At 70.3% G+C, this 20,246-nt stretch carries 22 protein-coding genes; 9 read left to right on the top strand and 13 right to left on the bottom strand.

The annotated features are described in order from the left end of the window. Positions 1-52: 52 nt before the first annotated feature. Complete coding sequence (locus AC4PMY_RS08320; RefSeq protein WP_064295846.1) at positions 53-364, top strand: metalloregulator ArsR/SmtB family transcription factor; 312 nt, start codon at positions 53-55, stop codon at positions 362-364. Between the two features lie 73 nt (positions 365-437). On the opposite strand, the gene AC4PMY_RS08315 is transcribed toward AC4PMY_RS08320, so the two are convergent. Further along, positions 438-1,373 carry an alpha/beta hydrolase fold domain-containing protein gene (locus AC4PMY_RS08315; RefSeq protein WP_491622434.1) on the bottom strand — a complete coding sequence of 312 codons (936 nt, stop codon included), beginning with the start codon at positions 1,371-1,373 and terminating at the stop codon, positions 438-440. 160 nt (positions 1,374-1,533) lie between these two features. On the opposite strand from AC4PMY_RS08315, the gene AC4PMY_RS08310 reads away from it, so the two are divergent. Beyond that, positions 1,534-2,028 carry a GNAT family N-acetyltransferase gene (locus tag AC4PMY_RS08310; RefSeq protein ID WP_491622433.1) on the top strand — a complete coding sequence of 165 codons (495 nt, stop codon included), beginning with the start codon at positions 1,534-1,536 and terminating at the stop codon, positions 2,026-2,028. A gap of 24 nt (positions 2,029-2,052) precedes the next feature. Here the strand turns inward: AC4PMY_RS08310 and AC4PMY_RS08305 are convergent, their stop codons facing one another. Continuing rightward, complete coding sequence (locus AC4PMY_RS08305) at positions 2,053-2,946, bottom strand: DUF808 domain-containing protein (protein ID WP_491622432.1); 894 nt, start codon at positions 2,944-2,946, stop codon at positions 2,053-2,055. Positions 2,947-3,078: 132 nt separating this feature from the next. Here AC4PMY_RS08305 and AC4PMY_RS08300 point away from each other — a divergent pair, with 132 nt between their 5' ends. The 4 genes from AC4PMY_RS08300 to AC4PMY_RS08285 all read left to right on the top strand — a co-directional run bounded on the left by AC4PMY_RS08300 (position 3,079) and on the right by AC4PMY_RS08285 (position 6,305). Beyond that, the gene (locus AC4PMY_RS08300; protein WP_491622431.1) at positions 3,079-3,480 is read left to right on the top strand and encodes a (R)-mandelonitrile lyase; all 402 of its coding nucleotides are present in this window, start codon (positions 3,079-3,081) and stop codon (positions 3,478-3,480) included. 132 nt (positions 3,481-3,612) lie between these two features. Continuing rightward, complete coding sequence (locus AC4PMY_RS08295) at positions 3,613-4,800, top strand: hypothetical protein (RefSeq protein ID WP_491622430.1); 1,188 nt, start codon at positions 3,613-3,615, stop codon at positions 4,798-4,800. A 209-nt stretch (positions 4,801-5,009) separates the two neighbouring features. Next, positions 5,010-5,954 carry an alpha/beta fold hydrolase gene (locus tag AC4PMY_RS08290; RefSeq protein ID WP_491622429.1) on the top strand — a complete coding sequence of 315 codons (945 nt, stop codon included), beginning with the start codon at positions 5,010-5,012 and terminating at the stop codon, positions 5,952-5,954. Positions 5,955-6,044: 90 nt separating this feature from the next. Next, entirely contained in the window at positions 6,045-6,305 is a 261-nt protein-coding gene (locus AC4PMY_RS08285) for a hypothetical protein (protein ID WP_064295852.1), read from the top strand. 40 nt (positions 6,306-6,345) lie between these two features. Here AC4PMY_RS08285 and AC4PMY_RS08280 read toward each other — a convergent pair whose 3' ends face one another. Together AC4PMY_RS08280 and fdhD are read right to left on the bottom strand one after the other, a co-directional pair. Further along, positions 6,346-8,637: an FdhF/YdeP family oxidoreductase gene (locus tag AC4PMY_RS08280; protein ID WP_491622428.1), complete on the bottom strand. Its 2,292-nt coding sequence runs from the start codon at positions 8,635-8,637 to the stop codon at positions 6,346-6,348. After that, on the bottom strand, positions 8,634-9,512 hold the full coding sequence (gene fdhD, locus AC4PMY_RS08275; RefSeq protein ID WP_491622427.1) for a formate dehydrogenase accessory sulfurtransferase FdhD: 879 nt from the start codon (positions 9,510-9,512) through the stop codon (positions 8,634-8,636). Before fdhD ends, AC4PMY_RS08280 begins: the two co-directional genes overlap by 4 nt. Positions 9,513-9,605: 93 nt before the next feature. On the opposite strand from fdhD, the gene mobA reads away from it, so the two are divergent. Genes mobA through AC4PMY_RS08260 form a run of 3 tightly spaced genes read left to right on the top strand, consistent with a single transcriptional unit; the run spans position 9,606 to position 11,790 of the window. Continuing rightward, positions 9,606-10,286, top strand: coding sequence for a molybdenum cofactor guanylyltransferase (gene mobA, locus AC4PMY_RS08270; protein ID WP_491622426.1), 681 nt, complete (start codon positions 9,606-9,608; stop codon positions 10,284-10,286). Further along, a complete protein-coding gene (locus AC4PMY_RS08265; protein ID WP_064295856.1) occupies positions 10,283-10,555 on the top strand; it encodes a DUF6457 domain-containing protein in 273 nt (90 codons plus the stop codon). Before mobA ends, AC4PMY_RS08265 begins: the two co-directional genes overlap by 4 nt. Further along, on the top strand, positions 10,552-11,790 hold the full coding sequence (locus AC4PMY_RS08260; RefSeq protein ID WP_491622425.1) for a molybdopterin molybdotransferase MoeA: 1,239 nt from the start codon (positions 10,552-10,554) through the stop codon (positions 11,788-11,790). The genes AC4PMY_RS08265 and AC4PMY_RS08260 overlap by 4 nt, the downstream gene beginning before the upstream one ends. Positions 11,791-11,802: 12 nt before the next feature. Here the strand turns inward: AC4PMY_RS08260 and AC4PMY_RS08255 are convergent, their stop codons facing one another. From AC4PMY_RS08255 to AC4PMY_RS08215, 9 genes are all read right to left on the bottom strand, one after another. Beyond that, positions 11,803-12,615 (bottom strand): HAD family hydrolase, encoded by an 813-nt coding sequence (locus AC4PMY_RS08255; RefSeq protein WP_064295858.1) that lies wholly within the window; start codon positions 12,613-12,615, stop codon positions 11,803-11,805. Further along, a complete protein-coding gene (locus AC4PMY_RS08250; protein WP_491622424.1) occupies positions 12,612-13,766 on the bottom strand; it encodes a cysteine protease StiP family protein in 1,155 nt (384 codons plus the stop codon). Before AC4PMY_RS08250 ends, AC4PMY_RS08255 begins: the two co-directional genes overlap by 4 nt. Further along, positions 13,763-15,157, bottom strand: coding sequence for a phosphoribosyltransferase domain-containing protein (locus AC4PMY_RS08245; RefSeq protein WP_491622423.1), 1,395 nt, complete (start codon positions 15,155-15,157; stop codon positions 13,763-13,765). Before AC4PMY_RS08245 ends, AC4PMY_RS08250 begins: the two co-directional genes overlap by 4 nt. Positions 15,158-15,242: 85 nt before the next feature. Beyond that, on the bottom strand, positions 15,243-16,436 hold the full coding sequence (locus AC4PMY_RS08240) for an HpcH/HpaI aldolase/citrate lyase family protein (RefSeq protein ID WP_071261351.1): 1,194 nt from the start codon (positions 16,434-16,436) through the stop codon (positions 15,243-15,245). 2 nt (positions 16,437-16,438) lie between these two features. After that, the gene (locus AC4PMY_RS08235; RefSeq protein ID WP_491622422.1) at positions 16,439-17,275 is read right to left on the bottom strand and encodes a hypothetical protein; all 837 of its coding nucleotides are present in this window, start codon (positions 17,273-17,275) and stop codon (positions 16,439-16,441) included. A 3-nt stretch (positions 17,276-17,278) separates the two neighbouring features. After that, positions 17,279-17,830, bottom strand: a complete 552-nt coding sequence (locus AC4PMY_RS08230) for a TerD family protein (RefSeq protein ID WP_064295863.1) — start codon at positions 17,828-17,830, stop codon at positions 17,279-17,281. Next, complete coding sequence (locus tag AC4PMY_RS08225) at positions 17,830-18,345, bottom strand: hypothetical protein (protein ID WP_491622421.1); 516 nt, start codon at positions 18,343-18,345, stop codon at positions 17,830-17,832. Before AC4PMY_RS08225 ends, AC4PMY_RS08230 begins: the two co-directional genes overlap by 1 nt. Before the next feature lie 54 nt (positions 18,346-18,399). After that, positions 18,400-19,611 carry a toxic anion resistance protein gene (locus AC4PMY_RS08220; protein ID WP_079000817.1) on the bottom strand — a complete coding sequence of 404 codons (1,212 nt, stop codon included), beginning with the start codon at positions 19,609-19,611 and terminating at the stop codon, positions 18,400-18,402. Between the two features lie 52 nt (positions 19,612-19,663). Continuing rightward, positions 19,664-20,242, bottom strand: a complete 579-nt coding sequence (locus AC4PMY_RS08215) for a TerD family protein (RefSeq protein WP_064295866.1) — start codon at positions 20,240-20,242, stop codon at positions 19,664-19,666. Positions 20,243-20,246: the final 4 nt, after the last annotated feature.

The following is a 20,246-nucleotide window of genomic DNA, read 5'->3' as shown; positions in this document are numbered from 1 at the left end:
CTTGTTAGCAATATAGCGAAAATGTATATCGCAATTGTGCTAGATTGCAAACATGGCAGATACAGCGTCGGACATCTTCGCCGCGCTCGCTCACCCGACGCGACGGCAGATCCTGCAGGACCTCAAAGACGGCGAGCTCGCCGCGGGGGAGATCGCCGCACGCTTCGACGCCACCGGTCCGACCATCTCCAGGCACCTGAGCGTCCTGCGCCAGGCCGGCCTCGTCTCCGAGCGCCGCGACGCGAACCGCATCCTCTACTCACTCGTCGGTGAGCGCCTCGCTCTCTCGGTGGGCGACTTCCTGTCCACCGTGTGCCCGGAGCAGATGGTCCTGCGTGAGGTCCGCAAACGCCGCACCGCGTAGCCTGGTCTCGATCCGGCCCTGAGTCGCCCGAAGGTGTTCGATTCCGCCGCGATCTCGAGCCGTTTCGGGCGACTCAGCGCAGCCCGCGCGTGACGCTGTGGACGATCGTCTGCGTGGCGGCCTGTCCGGCACGGGTCGGCAGCAGTGCCCAGACGTGGAACTGTCCGGCGCCCTCGTGGTAGTCGATCGTGACGCCGGCCGCTTCGGCTCGTTCGACGAGCACCTCGGCATCGGGGTTGAGGACGTCGCGGGTCCCGCTCAAGACCGTGAGTGGCCCGAGCCCGGCGAGGTCGCCGAAGAGCGGACTCACGGTCGGATCAGTGATGTCCAGATCGCCGCGCCAGTGCTCCGCGAACACGCGTCCGCCGGGCGTCGCCAGCCAGGGGTCACTCGGCTGCACGAGGGGGATCCGCGGGTTGCTCCAGGTGAGGTCGAGCGCCGGTGACAACAGGGTGGTCATCGGCAGGACGACGCCCTCGTCCCGGAGTCGGAGCGCAGCCGATAGGGCGATCTGACCGCCGGCCGAGTCGCCCGCGAGGACGGTCGGCCCGTGCCGCTCGATGCTGCGCCGGACGAGCTCGACGACGCCGGTCTGTGCCTCGGCCGCGGTGCCGTAGGGCACGAGCGGGTAGATCGGGAGTGTGACCACGGCGCCGGTCTCCGCGGCGATGGTGGCGGCCAGCGTCCAGTGCTGCGGTGCGATCTCGCCGACCCAGCCGCCGCCGTGCGCGTACACGACCCCGCCGATCGTCGGTCGCCGCGTGGGGGACACGGTGTACACCGGCCAGTCACCGACACGTTCGACGTCGACCCGGACATCGCTTCGGAGGGTGCCGGGCGGACCGTATGACGCCGGCCTGAGGGTGCGCTCCCGGATCCGGCGGCGCGCTCCGGCCTCGCTGACGAAGGCCCGGTTCGCCCGGATGAGTCGGAGGGCGGGGCCGACGACGACGCCTGGGATGGTGAGCACGGTGCCTCCGCGGTTGACGGGTTCTCTGGGGATCGCCACGCTAGCAGCGCAGGTTGGGCAGGAGTCCCCATCGCCGCTCTGCTCGGTCGCTGCGGGGACGGATCGCCCTTGGCGGGGCCGGTGCGGATTTCGCGTGGGACACTGGCAGACGGCGTCGACGTGCCGATCGCGCCGCAGCAGCCCGTCCCGAAGGAACCGCATGCCCGAGCTGAACCCCGTCGTCATCGAGCGAGTCGCCTGGGACGACGAGCGGGCCGTACGGCTCCGCGCCGCGATGGACGAGGAGATGGGTGCGCGGTACGCGTCGGCCTGGGAGGACTGGGACCCCGAGGCCGCAGAGCGCGCGCAGACCGCGTTCACCGTCGATCCTGCCGACATCAGCGCCACCTTCCTGGCCCTCATCCACGGCGAGCCGGTCGGCCACGCCGCCCTGCGCCGTCTGCGCGGCGAATGGGAGCTCAAGCGCGTCGTCACCCTCCCGAGCCACCGCGGCCGGGGCGTCTCGAAGCGCCTGATCGCAGCCGTCGAGGACACCGCCCGTGTCGAGGGGGCCTCCCGCCTCATCCTGCAGACCGGCGACCGCCAGCCCGAAGCCGTGCGGCTCTATGAGTGGCTCGGGTACGAACCCATCCCGATCTACTCGCCGTACGAGGTCATCCCGATGTCGCTCTGCTACGCCCGCCCGCTCCGCTGACGGTCGGCAGCGCGGCTGTCGCCGCTAGTGAGCAGCTTTCGCGGGCCGGTTCCGTGAGCGCAGGCGTGAGATCCCGGTCACGATCGCGACGACGATCAGGCCGAGGACGAGTCCGAACACGGCGGACATCGCGGTGTCGGCGATCCAGACGACGACCGGTCCTGCGGCCTCGATCGCGTGGGTGACGACGTGCAGGAGGTCGTACGGGCCGTGCCAGAGGGTCTCGGCGAGGTTCGCGATCACGAGGTGGCCGCCGACCCAGAGCATCGCGACCGTGCCGACGATGCTGATGACGCGGAAGACCGCGGGCATCGAGGCGACGATCCGCGCACCGGTGCGGCGGACGCCGCGTGACGGGTTCTTCATGAGCCGGAGTCCGATGTCGTCGATCTTCACGAGCAGGGCGACCGCGCCGTAGACGACCGCCGTCATGACGAGGCCGATGACGAGGAGGGCCCCCAGCGTCATCCAGATGCCGAGCCCCGAGTCGAGGCTGGCGAGGGAGATGAGCATGATCTCCGTGCTGAGGATGAGATCGGTGCGGACGGCGCCGGAGACGAGCTTCTTCTCGTCGCGGACGTCCTCCTCCGCTTCCGCGTGGTGCATGCCGAACCACTCCATGACCTTCTCCGCACCCTCGAAGCAGAGGTACGTGCCTCCGATGATGAGGAGGAACGGCAGGACCCACGGGGCGAACGCCGTGAGCAGCAGGGCGATCGGGATGATGATGACGAACTTGTTGATGAGGCTGCCGCGGGCGATCCGCCACACGACCGGCAGCTCCCGGGCGGGGGTGAGGCCCTGCACGTACTGCGGGGTGACGGCCGCATCATCGATGACGACGCCGGCGGTCTTCGCACTCGCCTTGAGGGCTGCGCTGAGGATGTCATCGACAACGGCGAGCAGGCCGACCGACATGTGCTTCTCCTTGGCTCGGGGTCACACCGCTGCGGGCTCTGCGGGGACGGAGTCCACAGTACTGTCGTGATCGCCGAAGGGTGTACTGCTGGACACTCCCTCGCCGACGTGCACGGCCGTAGCGTCGTCCGTATGCAGATCCAACCGAAACCCGCGACGATCAAGAACCCCGCCGAGCAGTTCACCGGCGATGTCTACCTCGACCTGCTGGCCGCGCCGCAGCAGGACGGCCAGCACATGGTGGTCGCGAAGGTGCGGTTCCTCCCCGGCGCCCGCACCGCATGGCACTCCCATGCCAACGGGCAGACCCTCCACGTCACCGAGGGCGTCGCCCTCATGGGCACGCGCGACGGTACCGTTCTCGTCGTCCAGCCGGGCCAGACGGTCTACACCCCGCCCGGCGAGGAGCACTGGCACGGGGCCACGCCGGACGACTACATGGAGCACCTCGCGATGTTCGAGCGGGCGGACGACCCGGCCGCGAGCACGACCTGGCTCGAGCACGTCGCCGAAGCCGACTACCACCGCGCCTGACCGACTGCCTGACCGCGACCCCGCTTCTCCGCTGTGGAGAAGCGGGCGTCCTCCCCAGAGGTAGGGAGGCCTCCCTTCCATGCGGATGCCACCCCGGTACTGTTGGCACTCACGACAGATTGGGGATTTCGAATGGTCGAGACCACACCGCGCCGCTCACGGTCGGCCGTGCTCGCGCTGACCTTGACGATCGGAACGCTCGTCGCGGCGGCGATCATCGGCGGGTACTTCATCATCGTCGGCGATCAGGCCGACATCGCCGGGCGGGTCTGGCTCACGCTGCTGCTGCTCGCGGCCTTCGTCGGTGCCGTGTCACTCGACGCCGCAGCAGGGCACGGGCCCAACAAGTGGTATCTCGCGGCGTCGACGTTGGTGAACATCTTCCTCGTCACCGTCGGCCTCCTGAAGCTGTGGAACGGGTGGCTCCAGCCGCCGAACACCTCCGACGGGTTCGTCTGGTCCACGCAGATCATGCTGTTCCTCGGCATCCTCATCATCGTGCGTCTGGCGCTCATCATCATCCAGGTGTACTTCCTCCACTTCGTCACCCGCGCCACGTCCACCGTGGTCAGGGCCACCGGCATCGTGACGATCGCGCTGATCATCGCCACGGTCCTCGTGCTCGTGCTGCCCATGGCGTTCCCCGAGGGCACCTGGGCGGACTGGTGGTGGCGCATCGCCGCGGCCACGACGCTCGCTGCGGCGATCTCCGCCGTGATCCCCGTGATCGTGCGGGCGTTCTCTCCGAAGCCGGAGGGTGAGCGGGTGACCTACGGGCAGCAGCCGTACCGTCCGGAGGTGTACCAGCAGGCCGCACCCGGCTACCCGGTTCAGAGCTATCCGGGGCAGCAGGGATACCAGGGCCAGCAGTTCTACCCGGGACAGCAGCCGCAGCAGTCGTATCAGGCCCAGCCGTACCCGCAGCCGCCGCGCCAGGGGCAGCAGCAGCCGTACGGCGGCCAGCCGAACCCCGCCCAGCCGAACCCCGGCCAGTACGGGCAGGGGCACCCCGGGCAGGGCTACCAGGGGCAGCCGTACCAGGGGCAGCCCGCACCGCAGCAGCCCACCCCGCCGCAGCCGGGCCAGCAGTGGCCCACGCCGTCCTGGCAGGGCTCCGCGCCCGGCCAGCCTGCTCCGGCACAGCCCGCGCCGCAACAGTGGGGCCCTCCGCAGCCGCAGGTTCCGTCGTCGCCGGTTCCGCCCGCGCCTCCGCAGCAGGACCAGGAGCGTCCGCAGGAGTCCCGCCCTCCGCAGGAGCCGAAGCAGCCGGCGGAGTCACAGCAGCCGGCGCAGCCGAAGAGCCCGCCGCCGGCCGAGTAGGCGAACCGACCCCGAGCCGGCTGGAAGCCGACCGCTTCCAGCCGGCTCCGTCGTCGGTCGCATTCGGAGCCGGGTTCTGCTTGCGTACAACTGCGTAGCCACACCCGGCACGTCTTCGCCCAGCGGCGGATGTGGTGATGCGCTCGCCCCGTGAGTATGGAATCGGCGCGGTGCGACCGCCCGCCACAGACTCCACGCGATGGGTGACGATGCGCAAGCTCCTGAAGGTTCCACTGATCTCGATCGCCACGATCGCCGGTCTCGTCGCGGCGGGCCTCGCGACGACGAGCATCGTGAACGCCGTCGCGAGTTCGTCGGAAGCGGGCGAACTGCAGCCCTATGGGCAGACGGTCGACGTCGACGGCAAGGACATGAACGTCGTCATCAGTGGATCCGGCGCCGAGACGATCGTCCTGCTGCCCGGTCAGGGCACCGCGGCACCCGGCCTCGACTTCGAGCCGCTCGTCGACGAGCTCCGCGACCAGTACCGGGTGGTGGTCGTCGAGCCGTTCGGCTACGGCCTCAGTGATCAGACGGACGTGCCCCGGACCTCGGCCAACATCGCCGGCGAGGTGCACGCCGCCCTGCGGCACCTCGGCATCGACCGCTACGTCCTCGCCGGACACTCGATCGCCGGTGTCTACGCCCTCGAGTATCTGGAGCGGTTCCGCGCCGAGGTGACGGCGTTCATCGGGATCGACACGAGCGTCCCGACCCAGCCCGGAAGCGACGAGCCGACGCCGACGGACGGGGTCGAGGCGCTGCAGGCACTCGGCATCCTCCGCCTCCTCACCGCCATCGCGCCCGACCCGTACGAGGGCCTCCCGTACGACGCCGACACGAAGCGCCAACTCGCGATCCTGACGAACCGCAATGCGATGTCGCCGACGCTGCTCGACGAGATCGCCCACACGCCCGGCAACTTCCAGGCGGCCCGATCCCAAGCGTTCCCGGCCGACCTGCCGATCCTCATGTTCGTCGTCGGCGACGACCCGGAACTCTCCGACTGGGTGCCCCTCCACGAGGAGCAGCTCGCCGGAGTCGAGCGGGGTGAGCTCGTCCGACTCGACGGCGGCCACTACCTGCACCACACCGAGGCGACGGTGATGGGCGAGGACATCGAGCGGTTCCTCGCCGACACGCCGGGAGACTGAATCCCCGGCCGATCCGGGCTGGCGTGTCGTCGGATGTCGGGTTAGGCTCACTCTCTATCGAACGTATGTTCGAACGACGGGAGGCCACGCATGTTGATCACGAGCACCGAGATCGCGGTCTGGACGACGCCGGCAGGCGTGCCGGAGCGACTGTTCTGGGATGGAGCCCGGTACCTCGTCACCGACACCCCGACCCCGCTCGAGCCGAACGTCTCGTTCGTCACCCATCCGCCCGCGGCGACCCCCGCCTGGCGGTTCCAGGCGACCGCTGCAGACGGCCGGTCCTTCGTCTTCGACATCCGACTCGATGCCGCGCGCGGACGCTGGCAACTCCTCCGAGCGTACGAATGAACCGCTCAGACCGTCGCCCGGGTCGACGTCGCTCCGGCTGTCAGGCCGCCGGCTGCAACCGCACCACGATCGCCTTCGAGACCGGGGTGTTGCTGCGGTCGGCCGTCGAGTCGAGCGGGACGAGGACGTTCGCCTCGGGGAAGTACGCCGCGGCGCATCCGCGAGCGGTCGGGTAGGAGACGACGCGGAAGCCGCGGAGCTCCCGATCCGGCTGCCCGGCCCACTCGCTGAAGACGTCCACCGTCTGCCCGTCCTCCAGGCCGATGTCGCGGAGGTCGTCCGGGTTGACGAAGACGACGTTCCGGCCCTTCTTGATGCCGCGGTACCGATCGTTCAGGCTGTAGATCGTCGTGTTGAACTGGTCGTGTGAGCGCAGGGTCTGCAGGAGCAGCCGACCGGGCGGGCAGTGGATCGGTTCGAGCTCGTTGACCGTCAGCAGGGCGCGACCCTCGGGGTTCGTGAACGTGCGGGAGTCCCGCGGCCCGTTCGGCAGGACGAAGCCGTCCTCGCGGCGGATCTGCTCGTTGTACCCCTCGCAGCCCGGCACGACCCGTCCGATGTGATCGCGGATCGTGTCGTAGTCGTCCTCGAACGCCTGCCAGGCGATGCCCGAGTCCTCGCCGAGCGTCGCTCGCGCGAGGCGCGTGATGATCGCGACCTCGGAGAGCAGACCGGGCGCTGCCGGCGGGATGCGGCCGTGCGAGGCGTGGACAGCGCACACCGAGTCCTCCACGCTGACCATCTGCGGCCCGCTCGCCTGCAGGTCGATCTCGGTGCGCCCGAGGGTCGGCAGGATGATCGCCGCCTCGCCCGTGACCGCGTGCGAGCGGTTGAGCTTCGTGGAGATCTGCACGGACAGCTGCGTTCCACGGATCGCGGCCTCGGCGGCGGCGGTGTCGGAGATCGCCGCGACGAAGTTGCCGCCGAGCGAGATCCAGGTGCGGACCTCGCCCCGCTGCATCGCTCGGATCGCGTTCACCGCGTCGACCCCGTGCTCGCGCGGCATCGGGACCGCGAACTCACGCTCCATGGCGGCGAGGAAGGACTCGGGCATCTGCTCCCAGATACCCATCGTCCGGTCGCCCTGCACGTTGCTGTGCCCGCGGATCGGCGACGCACCGGCGCCGGGCTTGCCGATGTTCCCGCGGAGGAGGAGCAGGTTGATGATCTCCTTGATCCCGTTGACCGCCGCCTTGTGCTGGGTCAGACCCATGGCCCAGGTGACGATCGTCGCGTTCGACGCGATGTAGCGCTCGGCGAGTTCGTCGATCTGCTCGCTCGTGAGGCCGGTCGCCTCGAGCACCGCAGCCTCGTCGAGGTCGGCCAGGTGGGCCGTCAGCTCCTCGAGTCCGAGGCAGTGCTCGGCGAGGAACGCGTGGTCGAGGATCGTCCCCGGAGCCGCCGCCTCGGCCTCCAGGACCCGCTTCGAGACCGCCTGCAGCAGCGCCATGTCGCCGCCGAGCCGGATCTGCAGGAACTGGTCGGAGATGACCGTGCCGCGCCCGACCATGCCGCGGACCGTCTGCGGGTTCTTGTACCGCTCGAGCGCCGCCTCTGGCAGCGGGTTCACCGAGACGATCGTCGCGCCCGCCTGCTTCGCGTCCTCGAGCGCCGTTAGCATGCGGGGATGGTTCGTGCCCGGGTTCTGGCCCATCACGATGATGAGGTCGGCCTGCTCGAAGTCCTCGTACCGGATGGTCGACTTCCCGACGCCGATGACCTCGCCGAGCGCCGTGCCGGTGGACTCGTGGCACATGTTCGAACAGTCGGGGAGGTTGTTGGTCCCGAAGGCGCGAACGAAGAGCTGATAGACGAACGCCGCCTCGTTCGACGCCCGGCCGCTCGTGTAGAACACGGCTTCGTCGGGGGACTCCTGACCGCGCAGCTGCTCGCCGACGATGGCGAACGCCTCGTCCCAACTCACCGGCCGGTAGTGGTCCGAACCGGCCGGCTTGTAGACGGGCTCCGACAGTCGCCCCTGCATGCCGAGCCAGTACTCCGATTTGTCGGCGAGATCGGTGAGCGAGTGTTCGGCCCAGAAGGCGCTCGGGATGACGACCGGCGTCGCCTCCCAGATGACGGCCTTCGCGCCGTTCTCGCAGAACTCGAGCTTCTTGCGGTCGTCCGGGTCGGGCCAGGCGCAGCTCATGCAGTCGAAGCCGCCGCGCTGGTTGATCGAGGTGAACAGCTCCGCGGTCCGCTTCGGCCCGAGTTGCCGGAGGGCGGGCTCCATCGAGTGCAGGATGCCGGGCAGGCCGACGGCGACGTGCTTCGGTTGGCTGACCTCGATGTCGGCGTCCGTCACGTCCTCGACGGGCGGTTCGGCGCTCATGCGTTCGCTCCGGTCTGGAGTGCTGCTGGTGCCGAGCCTTCGGCCGGGTCGGCGAGTCGACGTGCTCCGCTGTAGACGACCATCGAGTCGCCACGGAGGAAGCCGACGAGCGTCATCCCGAGTTCGGTGGCCAGTTCGGCGGCGAGCGACGACGGAGCGGAGACGGCTGCGAGCATCGGGATGCCGGCCATCGAGGCCTTCTGCGTGAGCTCGAAACTCGCGCGACCCGACACCATCAGGACCATGGAGCGGAGCGGGATCAACCCCTCCTTCGCCGCCCATCCGACGACCTTGTCGACGGCGTTGTGTCGGCCGACGTCCTCGCGGAGGACGAGCATCTCGCCGGTCCGGGCGTCGAACAGGCCTGCGGCGTGCAGACCGCCGGTGCGCTCGAAGACCGCCTGCTGTGCCCGGAGGCGGTCGGGGAAGGTCACCAGGAGCGCCGGATCGAGGCGAAAGTCGTCGTCCGCGACGGAGTACCGCGAACTCGTCCGGACGGCGTCGATGCTCGCCTTGCCGCAGAGGCCGCACGAGCTGGTGGTGAAGAAGTTCCGTTCCAGGCTCGGATCCGGAGCGGGAACGCCGGGCGAGAGGGCGACGTCGAGCACGTTGTACGTGTTGACACCTTCGTCCGTCGCGCCGGCGCAGTACCGCGCGGTCCGGACGTCGTCACCCCGACCGATGACGCCCTCAGAGACGAGGAAGCCGATCGCGAGGTCGACGTCGTGGCCGGGCGTCCGCATCGTGATGGCGAGCGAACGACCACCGACGCGGATCTCGAGCGGCTCCTCGACGGCGAGGACGTCCTCGCGGGTGCGTGCGGGCTGTCCCACCGTGATGCGGGTGACGCGTCTGCGCGCCGTGATGCGAGTCATGGCTCATGGCTATCACCACCATCGGACGAGGGCAAGGTGCCTCACCGGATCCGCAGCCGCCTCGAGGGCTGGATCGCGGCTTAGGCTGGTGCCATGTCCGTCGATGCGATCATCCTCGCGGGAGGGCGGTCCTCCCGCCTCGGCGGCGTCGCGAAGGCGTCGTTGCTCCGCGACGGGCGGACGCTCCTCCAGCTCGCGATCGATGCTGCGCGGGCGGCCGGCGGCCGTGTCGTCGTGGTCGGCCCCGAGCTCGAGACGACCGCTCCGGTCCGCTTCGTCCGCGAGCGCCCCGCCTTCGGCGGCCCCGCTGCGGCCATCGCCGCGGGCCTGGACGCCCTGCGTGATGGCGTCGCGACCGAGGGCCCCGCACAGGTCGCCGTCCTCGCCTGCGACATGCCGGATGCCGCGCCGGCGCTCACCGTGGTGCTCGAAGCAGCCACAGCCGCCGCGGCCGGGACCGATGCCGACGGCTGGGTCGCGGTCGACGACTCCGGTCGTGAGCAGTCGCTGCTCGCCGTCTACCACCGGGAGGCCCTGGAACGCCGGGTCGCCGCACTGCGGACGTCACAACCCGGCGGTGACCTCGCGGGTGTCTCCGTCCGCCAGCTGCTCGCCGGACTCGTCCTCCGCCAGGTGTCCGTTCCCGACGGCGGCTCGGCCGACGTCGACACCTGGGCCGACGCCGCCGAACTCGGGGTCGGTGCCGCCGCCGAGTCGCCGGTGCCGAACATGTCCACCACGCCGACCGCCGACCCTGAGGAGCGTCTCCCATGACCGATGACCTGCATGCCGTCCTCGCGGACTGGACCGAACGAGTGTCCGCCGAGCTGGAGCTCGGCGACGTCGCGGTCGACATCGACGCGGTCCTCGGACTCGCGGGCACGGCCGCGCACGCCGTGCGGCGTCCCGCCGCCCCGCTCACCACCTACCTCGTCGGTATCGCGGTCGGGAAGGCGCTCGCGAGCGGTGCGGATCCGGTCGCCGCCGCCGAGGCTGCGACCGCGGCCGTCGAACGGCTGGTCGCCTCGGACACGACCGCATGACGAGGGCCTCCTGGTGGGACGCTCGCAGCATCGCGCATGCGACGGGTGCGGCGCATCGGTCCGACGTCGTCGACACCCTGACGCTCGCCGAGGCCCTCGGACACATGCTCGCGGCGCCGCTCGTCTCGCCCATCGCGATCCCGCACTATGCTTCCTCGGCGATGGACGGCTGGGTGGTGGCCGGGAGCGGCCCGTGGACCCTGCTGACCGGTGAGGACGCCGAGCGCGCGCGGTCGGTCGGACTCAGCGACGGTGTCGCGGTCGACGTCCTGACCGGTGGGCTGATCCCGTCGGGCGCCGATGCGGTCCTCCAACTGGAGCACGGCGTGATCGGGCATGGCTCGGGATCAGCGCGCCTCCACCCCGCACCGTCCGCCCCGAGCGGGGAACCGCGGCCGGGGCGGCACATCCGACCCGCCGGAACCGAGTCACCCGCGGGGTCGACCGTCCTCGACGCCGGCACGCGTCTCAGTCCCGTCCACCTCGCTGTCGCCGCCGGCGCCGGCTTCGACCGCGTGCCCGTCGTGCCGACACCGCGGGTCCGCCTGGTCCTCACGGGTGACGAGGTCGTCACGAGCGGTGTTCCCGGCCCGGGGTTCGTCCGCGACAGTTTCGGCCCATCGCTCCCGGGAGTAATCGCCTCGCTCGGAGGCGTCGTCACATCCAGCGTCCGTGTCGGCGATGACGCGCCCACCACGGCCGACGCCCTCGGGCTGACGAGTGCGGTCACCGCTTCCGCCCGCCACCAGCGGGACCTCGTCGTGACCACGGGTGGTACCGGCGACTCCCGAGCCGATCACGTCCGAGCGTTGCTCCGCGACGCGGGTGCCGAGTTCCTCGTGGACGGCGTCGACGTCCGCCCGGGTGGCCCTGCGCTGCTCGCGCGGCTGCCGGACGGTCGCCTGTTCGTCGGCCTGCCCGGCAACCCGCTCGCCGCCCTGCTCAGCGTCCTCACGCTCGTGCACCCGGTGCTCGCCGGCCTCCAGGGACTCGAGCTCCCGGCCCTGCGACCGGCGGTGCTCGCCTCGCCCGTCGACGGGGCCCGCTCAGGGACGGTGCTGCGCCCCTACCGCTCGGTGCACGATCCCGATTCGGCGACGCCGCATGCGGAGCCGACGCCATGGCAGGGAGCAGCCATGCTCCGCGGGCTCGCCGACGCCGATGGCGTGCTCGTGTGCCCGGGCTCCGGCGCGGCCGCGGGCGGCCTGGTACCGAGTCTCGACCTGCCCTGGTGATCGGGCCTCGGGTCAGCGGCCCCGGACGGCCGCAGCCGTCATCAGCTGCAGCAGTTCCTCGCCGGCGAGGATGCCGCGCCGCTCGGTGACCGTCAGCGTGTCGATCGTGAAGCCCTCGTCGTCGAGCTCGCCGTGCGCCGGCCGGAACGCGAGGTCGGCGGTCTCCAGCATCGACTGGTCGAGGAGCGAGTCACCGGCCGCGAGGACGAGTGGTCCGTCGAGGCGGCGGGCGACCTCACTGACCGCATCGTGCTTCGTGAGCGTCCGCGGCACGCAGTAGAGCTTCCGTCCCTGCAGGGACACGGTCCACCCGAGCCGTTCGCACTCCTGCTCGACCTGCTCGAGCCAGCCCGCCGGGATCGCGTCGCGCTCGACGATCGAGTAGAAGAACAGCGCGTCGGCGACGTTCGTCTTGAGGATCCAGGTCGGCGAAGCCAGCTCTTCGAAGCGCGCGAGCGCCTCGGCGAGCGGAGCGGTGTGGTCGGTGAGGTGCGCTCGCACCCGGTCGCGCCAATCGGCGTCCGGGACGCCGTCGACGAGGATCTCGCCGCCGTTGCTCGTGATCGCGTAGGCGGGCGCGCCGCCCGGCAGCTGCACCCGCTGATACTGCGCCACCGTCCGCGTCGTGACCGGCATGAACACGGCCTGCGAGCGCAGCTCGATCAGCAGGCGCTCCGAGTCGCGCGTCATGAACGAGATCGGCACGCCGTTCCAGAGCTCCGAGACGATGATCGACGGCGCCTCGGGGTCCGGCGTCTCGAGCCAGAACGCCTTCGGCGAGTAGATGAGGGTGCGATCCAGGTCGCAGGCGACGAGGGCGCTCACTGGGCGTCTCCCGCCGCGGCGTCGCTCAACGGGTTGATGAGGCCGACACAGCTGTAGGGCAACCCGGGCACGATCTCGACCGGCACACCGCGCTGCTCGGCGAGCAGGAGCACGTGCGCGACGTCGTCGAGGGCGTCCGGCGACACGAGCACCTTCCACGGAACTCGGCGGAGCAGGACGCGGGTGGTCTCGCCGACACCCGGCTTCACGAGGTTCACGGTCGGGATGTCGTACTGTTCCCGGATCCGTTCGACGGCCTCCCAGCCGATCCAGCTCGGTTCACGGTCGGCCGTCGAGGCCTCCTCCACACCCGCGGCGACGTCGTCGACCACCTCGGCGAAGCGGCCCGAGACCGCGTCGAGGAAGGCGCCGGAGACATCGTGACTGCTCAGCTCGCGGTAGAACTTGGCACCGTGGAACTGGTCGTCGGAGAGCAGCTCGCGGTTGTACACCGTGCGGGACACGAGGCCGGAGACGGTGGAGTTGAGGCACGCCGAGGGGATGAGGTAGTCGTCGCGGGTGCCGTACACGGGCACGCAGTGGCCGGGGTCGGCGAGGACAGCCAGCTCGTCGGAGAAGCGGATGCCGTCGGTCTCGGCGAAGAGTTCCAGCGCCGCCGTCAGCTCGCGCGCGATGGCGCCCTTGCCGGTCCAGCCGTCGACGAACGCGATCTGCTCCGGGTCGTGATGCGCCGCGAGGTAGCGCAGCGCGGTCCCGTCGACGCCGACCCCGCGCACGATGCTCATCGTGTAGTGCGGCACATCGATCCCACGGACCTCCATCGCCCAGCGACGCATGAGGATCCCGATGGGCGTTCCGGCGCGGGCGAGGGAGACCAACACGGGGCGGTCCGCACGGGAGGCCAGGACGAGGTCGGTGACGACGCCGACGGCCACCGCGAGGCGCCGGCTCGACCGCGCGAGGGCGTCGCGATAGAGCTCCTCGTACTCGGGGGAGGGCAGGTACTCGATGGGCAGCGACTCGGCGTAATGCGCGCGCCCGCTCTGGATCGCGGCCTCGCGTTCGGAGGCGTCGGCCTCGAGGCGGGTGTCGCCGAGGTCGGTCAGGAGCCAGCGCACCTCCGAGGCGTCGTAGGACCCGAAGTCCGGTCCGGTGAGCGGCTCGGGGAGGGCGGCGGCGTCGATGGTCACGGTGCGGGGTTCCATTCGGCTGGGGTCGGGACGGATTCGGAGAGGAGGACGACGATGACGTGGTCGGTGGCGGTCCGCAATGCCTCGACGACGCCGTCGGGCCGGAGCAGGAGCTCGCGGTCGGCGCCCGGCTCCGGGAACAGGACCACCGCCGCGAACCGTGAACCACCGCGGGAGAGGTTGTAGGCGAAGCGGGGTCCGAAGCCGTCGATCGTGCGGTCGTGGCTGGTGAAGGACACCGCGCTCGCGATGGCGTAGTCGTCACGGTCGATGACGGCGATGGGGGACCGCGTGGTGGTGGAGAAGCGCGTCGCTCCGCGCGTGCGGTCGAGGTGGGCGGCGACGGCCAGCGGTACCGCGATGAACTCCTCGGAGCCGAGCACCACGACCTCGCCGTCCGGCAGCTCCGGAAGGACCCGGTCGGTGATCGCGGCGGTCACCGCGTCGTCCAGGCGTCCAGGCGCACCGAAGCGCGCGCTCCGCACGGGCGGCAGGTCGGAGGCGTCCACGACGACGACGTCGCCGGCTGCGGCCGATCCGGCGGCCGACGTGGCGGGTGCGGCGTCGATGACCGCTCGCGCGCGGGCGAGGACGTCCTCCGGAAGGTCGACGGCACCCACGCCGAGCGCCACGACGGTGATCCGTGTCCCCAGGCGGTCGGCGAGTTCCTCGAAGCGCTGTCGGTCCGCATCCGAACGGAGGTCGATGAGTCCCGCGACCACCCAGTGCGCCTGCGGCGTGGTGGCGTGCAGCGCGGTGATCGTGTTGCGGACGGTGCGGCCGGTGCTCAACTCGTCGTCGACGAGCACCGTGGTCCCGCCGGCCGTGGCCCACGCGGGGTCGCTCGGATACAGGCGATGGTCGCTCGCGTGCGAGTGTTCTTCCTCGAACGGCGTGAAGGGCACGTCCGCCTCGTGCCTCGTGGAGTGGAGGTAGGGCGAGCCGAGCGCGTCGGCGACGATGTGGCCGAGCCCGGTCGCCGTCTCGGCGTAGCCGACGGTGACGAGCTCCGGGCCGGCCGCTGGGGCTGCATCGCGGAGCTGGGCGAGGTGCTCACGGACGGCGGTGAGGGCGGAGAGACCGTCGGCATCCGGCCGTTCCCGACGGGCCAGGAGGTGCGCCACCGTGTCGAACGGAGCGGTCTCGGGTTCGCTGCCGTCGAGCGCGCTGCGCACCAGCAGTCCGAGCAGTTCGCCGGCGGCGAGCGCTAGGCCGGGCACGGTCGGCACGTGTTTGGCGAGGACCGTCGACACGAGCAGCTGCGCGCGTTTGGGGTTGTCGCGGAGTGCCAGACCGACGAGGTCCTCCACCGGGATCAGGCTCCGGGACGCGTCCGAGCGCAGGCCGATGCCGACGGCGTCGCGCACGAAACCGCCTGTCCATGCGCCCATCGATACTGTCACCGCATGCTCGTCTCGAGGAGGTCGACGAAGGTCGTGTTCTCTGCCGTGGCCCAGTAGCGGCCCGTCCGAACCGTCACCGCATGCTCGTCTCGAGGAGGTCGACGAAGGTCGTCTCCTCCGCGGCCACCCCGAAGGCCTCCGCGCGGAGCAGGGTCTTGCGCGCCCACGCCTGATGCGGCTTCATCTCGTTCATCTTGTTCCGGTACGGGGAGGCGTTGGCGCCGCCGCCCACGTCGCCGACGACCGAGAGGGCGTCGACGTACTCCTCGTGACTCACGACCGACATCGCGTGGACGACCGGCACATGGCTCGGGTGGATGACCGTCTTGCCGAGCAAACCGTTCGCCTGGTCGAGCGCGATCTCGCGGATGAGGCCGTCGAGTCCTTTGAGGAGGAGCTTCTGACGCAGCTGCGCCTCGTTCGCGTCCTGGAACGGCGTCATGCGCAGCTGTGGGCGCATGAGCCGCTCCGCGTTGTGGAAGTGCTCCCAGACCGTGCCGGTGATGACGAAGTCGTCGCCCGGTCGACCGAAGACGTTGACGACGTCGGCGATGACCGAGGAGACGAGTTTCACGTCGTACACGGTGAGGTCGCGGGAGCGCCGGAGCGAGAAGGCGCTCGAGAGGTCGGTGGCGCCGATCCGGACCGCCAGGACGTCCTCGCGGTGTGCTTTGGTGACGTCGACGATCCCGGAGAGGGTGTCGTCGCGGGTCTCGCGGTGGATCATCCGCGGCGACTCGAGGATCGGCATGACCCGGAGCCGACGCGCGCCGTTCGACCCGTCCTGCCCGTAGTCGCGCTGCACGCGACCGAGTGCTTCGAAGAAGCGGTCCGCCACCCCGTCGCTGTTCTCGTACTTGGGGATGACGAAGCCGCTCAGGAGGTCGAGTCCCGGACCGAGGAGCCCGGCGACCCGCTCGAGCTGCTCGGGCGTGCGGACGCGGATGAAGAGCAGCGGCAGCACCGGGCGCTTGGACCCTGAGCTCTTGGCGGCGAGCTGCTGCATGGCCTCCGCGACGTTCGTCTCGGCGAACTCGACCGCGTCGTCGGGGACCGAGTCCTCGAGGCACAGCACCATGCTCAGGCAGCCGTGCTTCGCCTGCTTCACGACGTCCTTCGCGAGCGTCGGGCGCGTGCCGGGACTGTAGAGCGTCGCGCCGAGTGCCGCCGCCACGTGTTCCGGTGGGGAGTCGATGCTGATGGGGCTCGGGAGCTTGTGGAACAACCGCGACGCGCGCTTGTCGTCGACGTAACTGAAGTGGCGCATGGTCATCGTCTCCGGGGTTCGCGGGCGACGACGTACGGCGTCGGCTCGAAGCCGAACTGCTGCAGGAGCGTCTGGAGGGGGATCTCGGCGGGAAGCGGTTCGAGGCGGAGTTCGAGTCTCGAACCGATGCGCAGCAGCGAGACGACCGGGGCGGCACCGGTCTCATCGGCGGCTGCGAAGCTCTCGCCGTCGAAGAGCTGCACCGTCAGCGGACGACCGGCTGTGCCGACGAACAGCGCTCGACGGATGAGGTGCACGTGTCGGAGGGCGAGGATCGCGTCGCCGCCGTCGAAGCCGAGCAGCGGCCGGTTGCCGGGCGTCGTCACGGGCGTGCCGTCGACACCGTCGGCCGTCGCGACACCCGTGACGAGCTCGACGGTCTCCCACACGATCGCCGTCGCTCCGCCGACGATGAGGCTGCCGATCGCGGACTGACGCGGGTCGAGCCGGACCAGCGGGGTCTCGTCGTCGAGGACGCGGACCTCCTCGGCCGTCGGGGCGGGGAAGGGCTGTGGGGTCGTCGGAGCTGCGGCGGGCGTGGTGGCCGGGCGTGCCGACGGCGCAGCGGGAGCGGTCGACGAGGATCCGCCGAGCGAGAGTCCCGTCGACGGTGCAGACGCTGCCGATGCCGTCGCTGCAGGAGTCGCGGCGGCGGGCGTCGACGGCCCACCGAGCGTGAGTCCGGTCGACGGTGCTGCCGATGCGGCCGGCGCTGCAGGAGCAGGTGCCGCCGGGGCGCTCGCCACGGGCTCCGCCTGCGTGACCGGCGCGGGTCTCGGCTTCACCCGACGACGGAGGTAGTCGATGTCCCGTCGCACCGGGGAGGTGTTGAGCGGCACGGCTCAGAGGTCGATTCTGAAGTCGCGCGCCACGCCCGCGAGACCGCCGGCGTACCCCTGCCCGAGGGCACGGAACTTCCAGTCCGAGCGGTGCCGGTACAGCTCGGCGAGCAGCAGCGCCTGGCTGCTGCGGACCTCGGCGATCGGCACGTCGAAGCGCACGAGCTCCCGACCGTCGGGTGTGGCGACGCGGACGAACGCCGAGCGCACGGGCGAGAAGTCGCCGGGACCGCGGACGTCGGGGTCGATGTAGAGCAGGAAGGCGATCTTCGACACGGCGTCCGGCACGCGCGACAGCTCGACGTCGATCTCCTCGTCGTCGGCCTCGGACGAGAAGGTGACCGCGCCGTCCTGGCTCTCGACCTGGTTGAAGAACACGAGGTGGTCGTCGGACAGCGCCTTGCCGTCGTCGCCGCACATGATCGCCAGCGGCACGGGTTCGCTCTGCGGCCCACGGCTCGCGATGACGTCCCAGCCGAACCCGATGAGCACGGCGTCGAGACCGGGGTTCTCGGCGGTGAGCGCGGCGTTCGCGCCCGCGATCAGCGACGCCATCAGTGTGCACCCAGCACGAGACCGACGTCGGGCTCCTGGAACTTGTCGGAGAGGAACCGACCGTGCGTCGAGAGTTCGGCGATCGCACCGATGCGGATCTGGTTGAGGAGGTCGCGGATGGTCTCCTCGATGAGCTCCAGCTGACGGGCGAAGACGATCGTGCTGCGGGAGTCGTCGGTGCGGTCCGCGGCCGGCAGCGCGAGGAAGGAACGCAGCGGGCTCGGGAGGTAGTCCGTCACCATCGCGGCGAGGAGCACGCGCTGCTCGGTCGACGCACCCTGGTCGGCGATCGTCGCGACGACGAGGCGCAACTGGTCGTCGATCTGTCGGAGCTGCGAGGTGATCAGCGCGGGGAGGTCGCGCCCCACGGAGCGCACCGAGTCGCGGAGTTCGTCGAGGTGGCGAGCGGTCTGCTCGTCCTCCGTCTCACCGACGGGCGCCGGCGTGGCGTCGACGACGCCGAGCGGCTCGGCCCCGCCGGTTCGCAGTGCGTTCAGCAGTCGTCCGAATGCCATCCCTCGTCCCCTTCGTCCTCAGCGACCCGTGCGCCCGGTCACCCGAGCGTGAGGCTACCGCAGTTCGCGCTGCTCGGCCTGACGGCTGCGCTCGAGGTACGGCTTCGCCTTCTCGAGGCCCGACTCGAGCGCGTTGACGGTGCCCTCCATGTTCTTGGCGGCTTCGGCACGGAAGGTGTCGATCGCGTCCATGGTCTGGAAGACGTTGTCGAACGCGCGCTGCAGGGTCTCGACGCTGACGCCCGAGGTGGACGCCTGCTGGTGGATGCGCGTCGTCTGGTCCTTCAGCATCTCGCTGGTCTGCAGGATCATGTTGTTCGTCGTGGTGTTGATCGCGTCGATCTGGTCGAGCACCATCTTCTGGTTCGCGAGGGCCTGCGCGACGACGACGGCGGTCCGAAGAGCGGCGATCGTCGTGGTGCGAGCGCGGTCGACGCCCTTGATGAGCTCGAGGTTGTTCTTGCGGATGAGGTCCATCGCCAGGTAGCCCTGCACCGAGACGGCGAGCTGCGTGAGGATGTCCTGGTGGCGCTGACGGACGGGGAAGAGGACGTCGGCCTCGAGCTTCTGCGCCTCTTCGATGCGTCCGGCGGACCGGGCTTCGTCGATCTTGGCGACGCACGCGGCGTCGAGCGCCTTGGCGAAGACGGCGTACTCACTGAGCGCCTGCATGGTCTCCCAGAGCTGGACCTTCTCTCCCGCGAGCGAGGCGTTGTCCTTCAGGAGTTCGTCCTGTCCGGCCATGAGCGACTTGATGATCTTGTCGAGCTGGGTCTGCGCGGACTCGTACTTCTGGAAGTACTTGGCGAGCTTGTTGCCGCCTGGGATGAACCCGAGGATCTTGCGGCCGACGCCGAGGTCCGCCTGGTTGGGCGTGAGGTCCTCGACGGTGCTGCGGAGGTCGCCGAGTGTGGTCGCGACCTTGATCTGCGCGCTGTCACCCGAACGCTTCGCCCCGGCGACCGAGGTCGACGAGCGGTCGAGCATGCGCGAGGAGTACCCGCTCGACTGCACCATCTCCTTGCCGCCGATCTGGGAGATGCCCTCGATCTTCTGCGTGAACTCGGGGGAGCGCGGGTCGAGCGTCGCGACCTCGGACACGAACGAGCGTGCCTGCTGCTGGATCTCCGTCTGGCGCTCCGCCGGGACCGGGACCATGCCCGGCGCCTCTTCGGCCTGCACGACGTCCGGTGCGTCCGGAGCGTGCAGCACGAGGGAGGCTGCGGCCTGTTCGTTGGCGTCTGGCGGAGTGAGTGGCGTGCTCATGCGGTCGACCTTGCTCTCGTGTGTGGCTTGCTCGTGGTGGAGGCGTCGGTGCTCAGCCGAGCGGGACGCCGAAGTCGCCGGCGATGCCGGCGAGACCGGTGGTGTAGCCCTGGCCGACGGCCTTGAACTTCCACTCGGATCCGTTGCGGTAGAGCTCCGAGAACAGCATGGCGGTCTCGGGAGCGGCGTCCTCGCTGAGGTCGAAGCGGACGATCTCGGTGCCGTCCTGGTCGACGATGCGGCAGTACGCGCCGCGGACCTGGCCGAAGTTCTGGCGACGCTCGTCGGCCTTGTCGATCGACACGGCGATGACCACGCGCTCGACGTCCGCGCCGACCGCGTTCAGGTCGACCGAGATCTGCTCGTCGTCGCCCTCGCCGTCGCCGGTGCGGTTGTCACCGAGGTGCTTGACCGAGCCGTCCGCCGAGGCGGGCTGGTTGTAGAAGATGAAGTCGGCGGAGGAGCGCACCTTGCCGTTCGCGCCGATCAGCAGCGCCGAGGCGTCGAGGTCGAAGGCCTCACCGCTCGTGGTGCGCGGGTCCCACCCGAGGCCGACCGTCGCGACCGTCAGGCCGGGGCTGGTCTTGGTGAGCGAGAGGTTGTTGCCCTTTTCGAGGGTGAGTCCTGCCATGGTG

This window comes from Plantibacter sp. MDV22-iso1, from assembly GCF_058408345.1.
Note: the sequence above shows the minus strand (reverse complement) of the source record. Positions and strands in the feature narration are given on the sequence as shown.

Bases quoted from the DNA above. Each gene is read 5' to 3' on its own strand.
- AC4PMY_RS08320 (WP_064295846.1), top strand. From the start codon at position 53: ATGGCAGATACAGCGTCGGACATCTTCGCCGCGCTCGCTCACCCGACG.
- AC4PMY_RS08310 (WP_491622433.1), top strand. From the start codon at position 1,534: ATGCCCGAGCTGAACCCCGTCGTCATCGAGCGAGTCGCCTGGGACGAC.
- AC4PMY_RS08305 (WP_491622432.1), bottom strand. From the start codon at position 2,946: ATGTCGGTCGGCCTGCTCGCCGTTGTCGATGACATCCTCAGCGCAGCC.
- AC4PMY_RS08300 (WP_491622431.1), top strand. From the start codon at position 3,079: ATGCAGATCCAACCGAAACCCGCGACGATCAAGAACCCCGCCGAGCAG.
- AC4PMY_RS08295 (WP_491622430.1), top strand. From the start codon at position 3,613: ATGGTCGAGACCACACCGCGCCGCTCACGGTCGGCCGTGCTCGCGCTG.
- AC4PMY_RS08290 (WP_491622429.1), top strand. From the start codon at position 5,010: ATGCGCAAGCTCCTGAAGGTTCCACTGATCTCGATCGCCACGATCGCC.
- AC4PMY_RS08285 (WP_064295852.1), top strand. From the start codon at position 6,045: ATGTTGATCACGAGCACCGAGATCGCGGTCTGGACGACGCCGGCAGGC.
- AC4PMY_RS08280 (WP_491622428.1), bottom strand. From the start codon at position 8,637: ATGAGCGCCGAACCGCCCGTCGAGGACGTGACGGACGCCGACATCGAG.
- fdhD (WP_491622427.1), bottom strand. From the start codon at position 9,512: ATGACTCGCATCACGGCGCGCAGACGCGTCACCCGCATCACGGTGGGA.
- mobA (WP_491622426.1), top strand. From the start codon at position 9,606: ATGTCCGTCGATGCGATCATCCTCGCGGGAGGGCGGTCCTCCCGCCTC.
- AC4PMY_RS08265 (WP_064295856.1), top strand. From the start codon at position 10,283: ATGACCGATGACCTGCATGCCGTCCTCGCGGACTGGACCGAACGAGTG.
- AC4PMY_RS08260 (WP_491622425.1), top strand. From the start codon at position 10,552: ATGACGAGGGCCTCCTGGTGGGACGCTCGCAGCATCGCGCATGCGACG.
- AC4PMY_RS08245 (WP_491622423.1), bottom strand. From the start codon at position 15,157: ATGGGCGCATGGACAGGCGGTTTCGTGCGCGACGCCGTCGGCATCGGC.
- AC4PMY_RS08240 (WP_071261351.1), bottom strand. From the start codon at position 16,436: ATGCGCCACTTCAGTTACGTCGACGACAAGCGCGCGTCGCGGTTGTTC.
- AC4PMY_RS08230 (WP_064295863.1), bottom strand. From the start codon at position 17,830: ATGGCGTCGCTGATCGCGGGCGCGAACGCCGCGCTCACCGCCGAGAAC.
- AC4PMY_RS08225 (WP_491622421.1), bottom strand. From the start codon at position 18,345: ATGGCATTCGGACGACTGCTGAACGCACTGCGAACCGGCGGGGCCGAG.
- AC4PMY_RS08220 (WP_079000817.1), bottom strand. From the start codon at position 19,611: ATGAGCACGCCACTCACTCCGCCAGACGCCAACGAACAGGCCGCAGCC.
- AC4PMY_RS08215 (WP_064295866.1), bottom strand. From the start codon at position 20,242: ATGGCAGGACTCACCCTCGAAAAGGGCAACAACCTCTCGCTCACCAAG.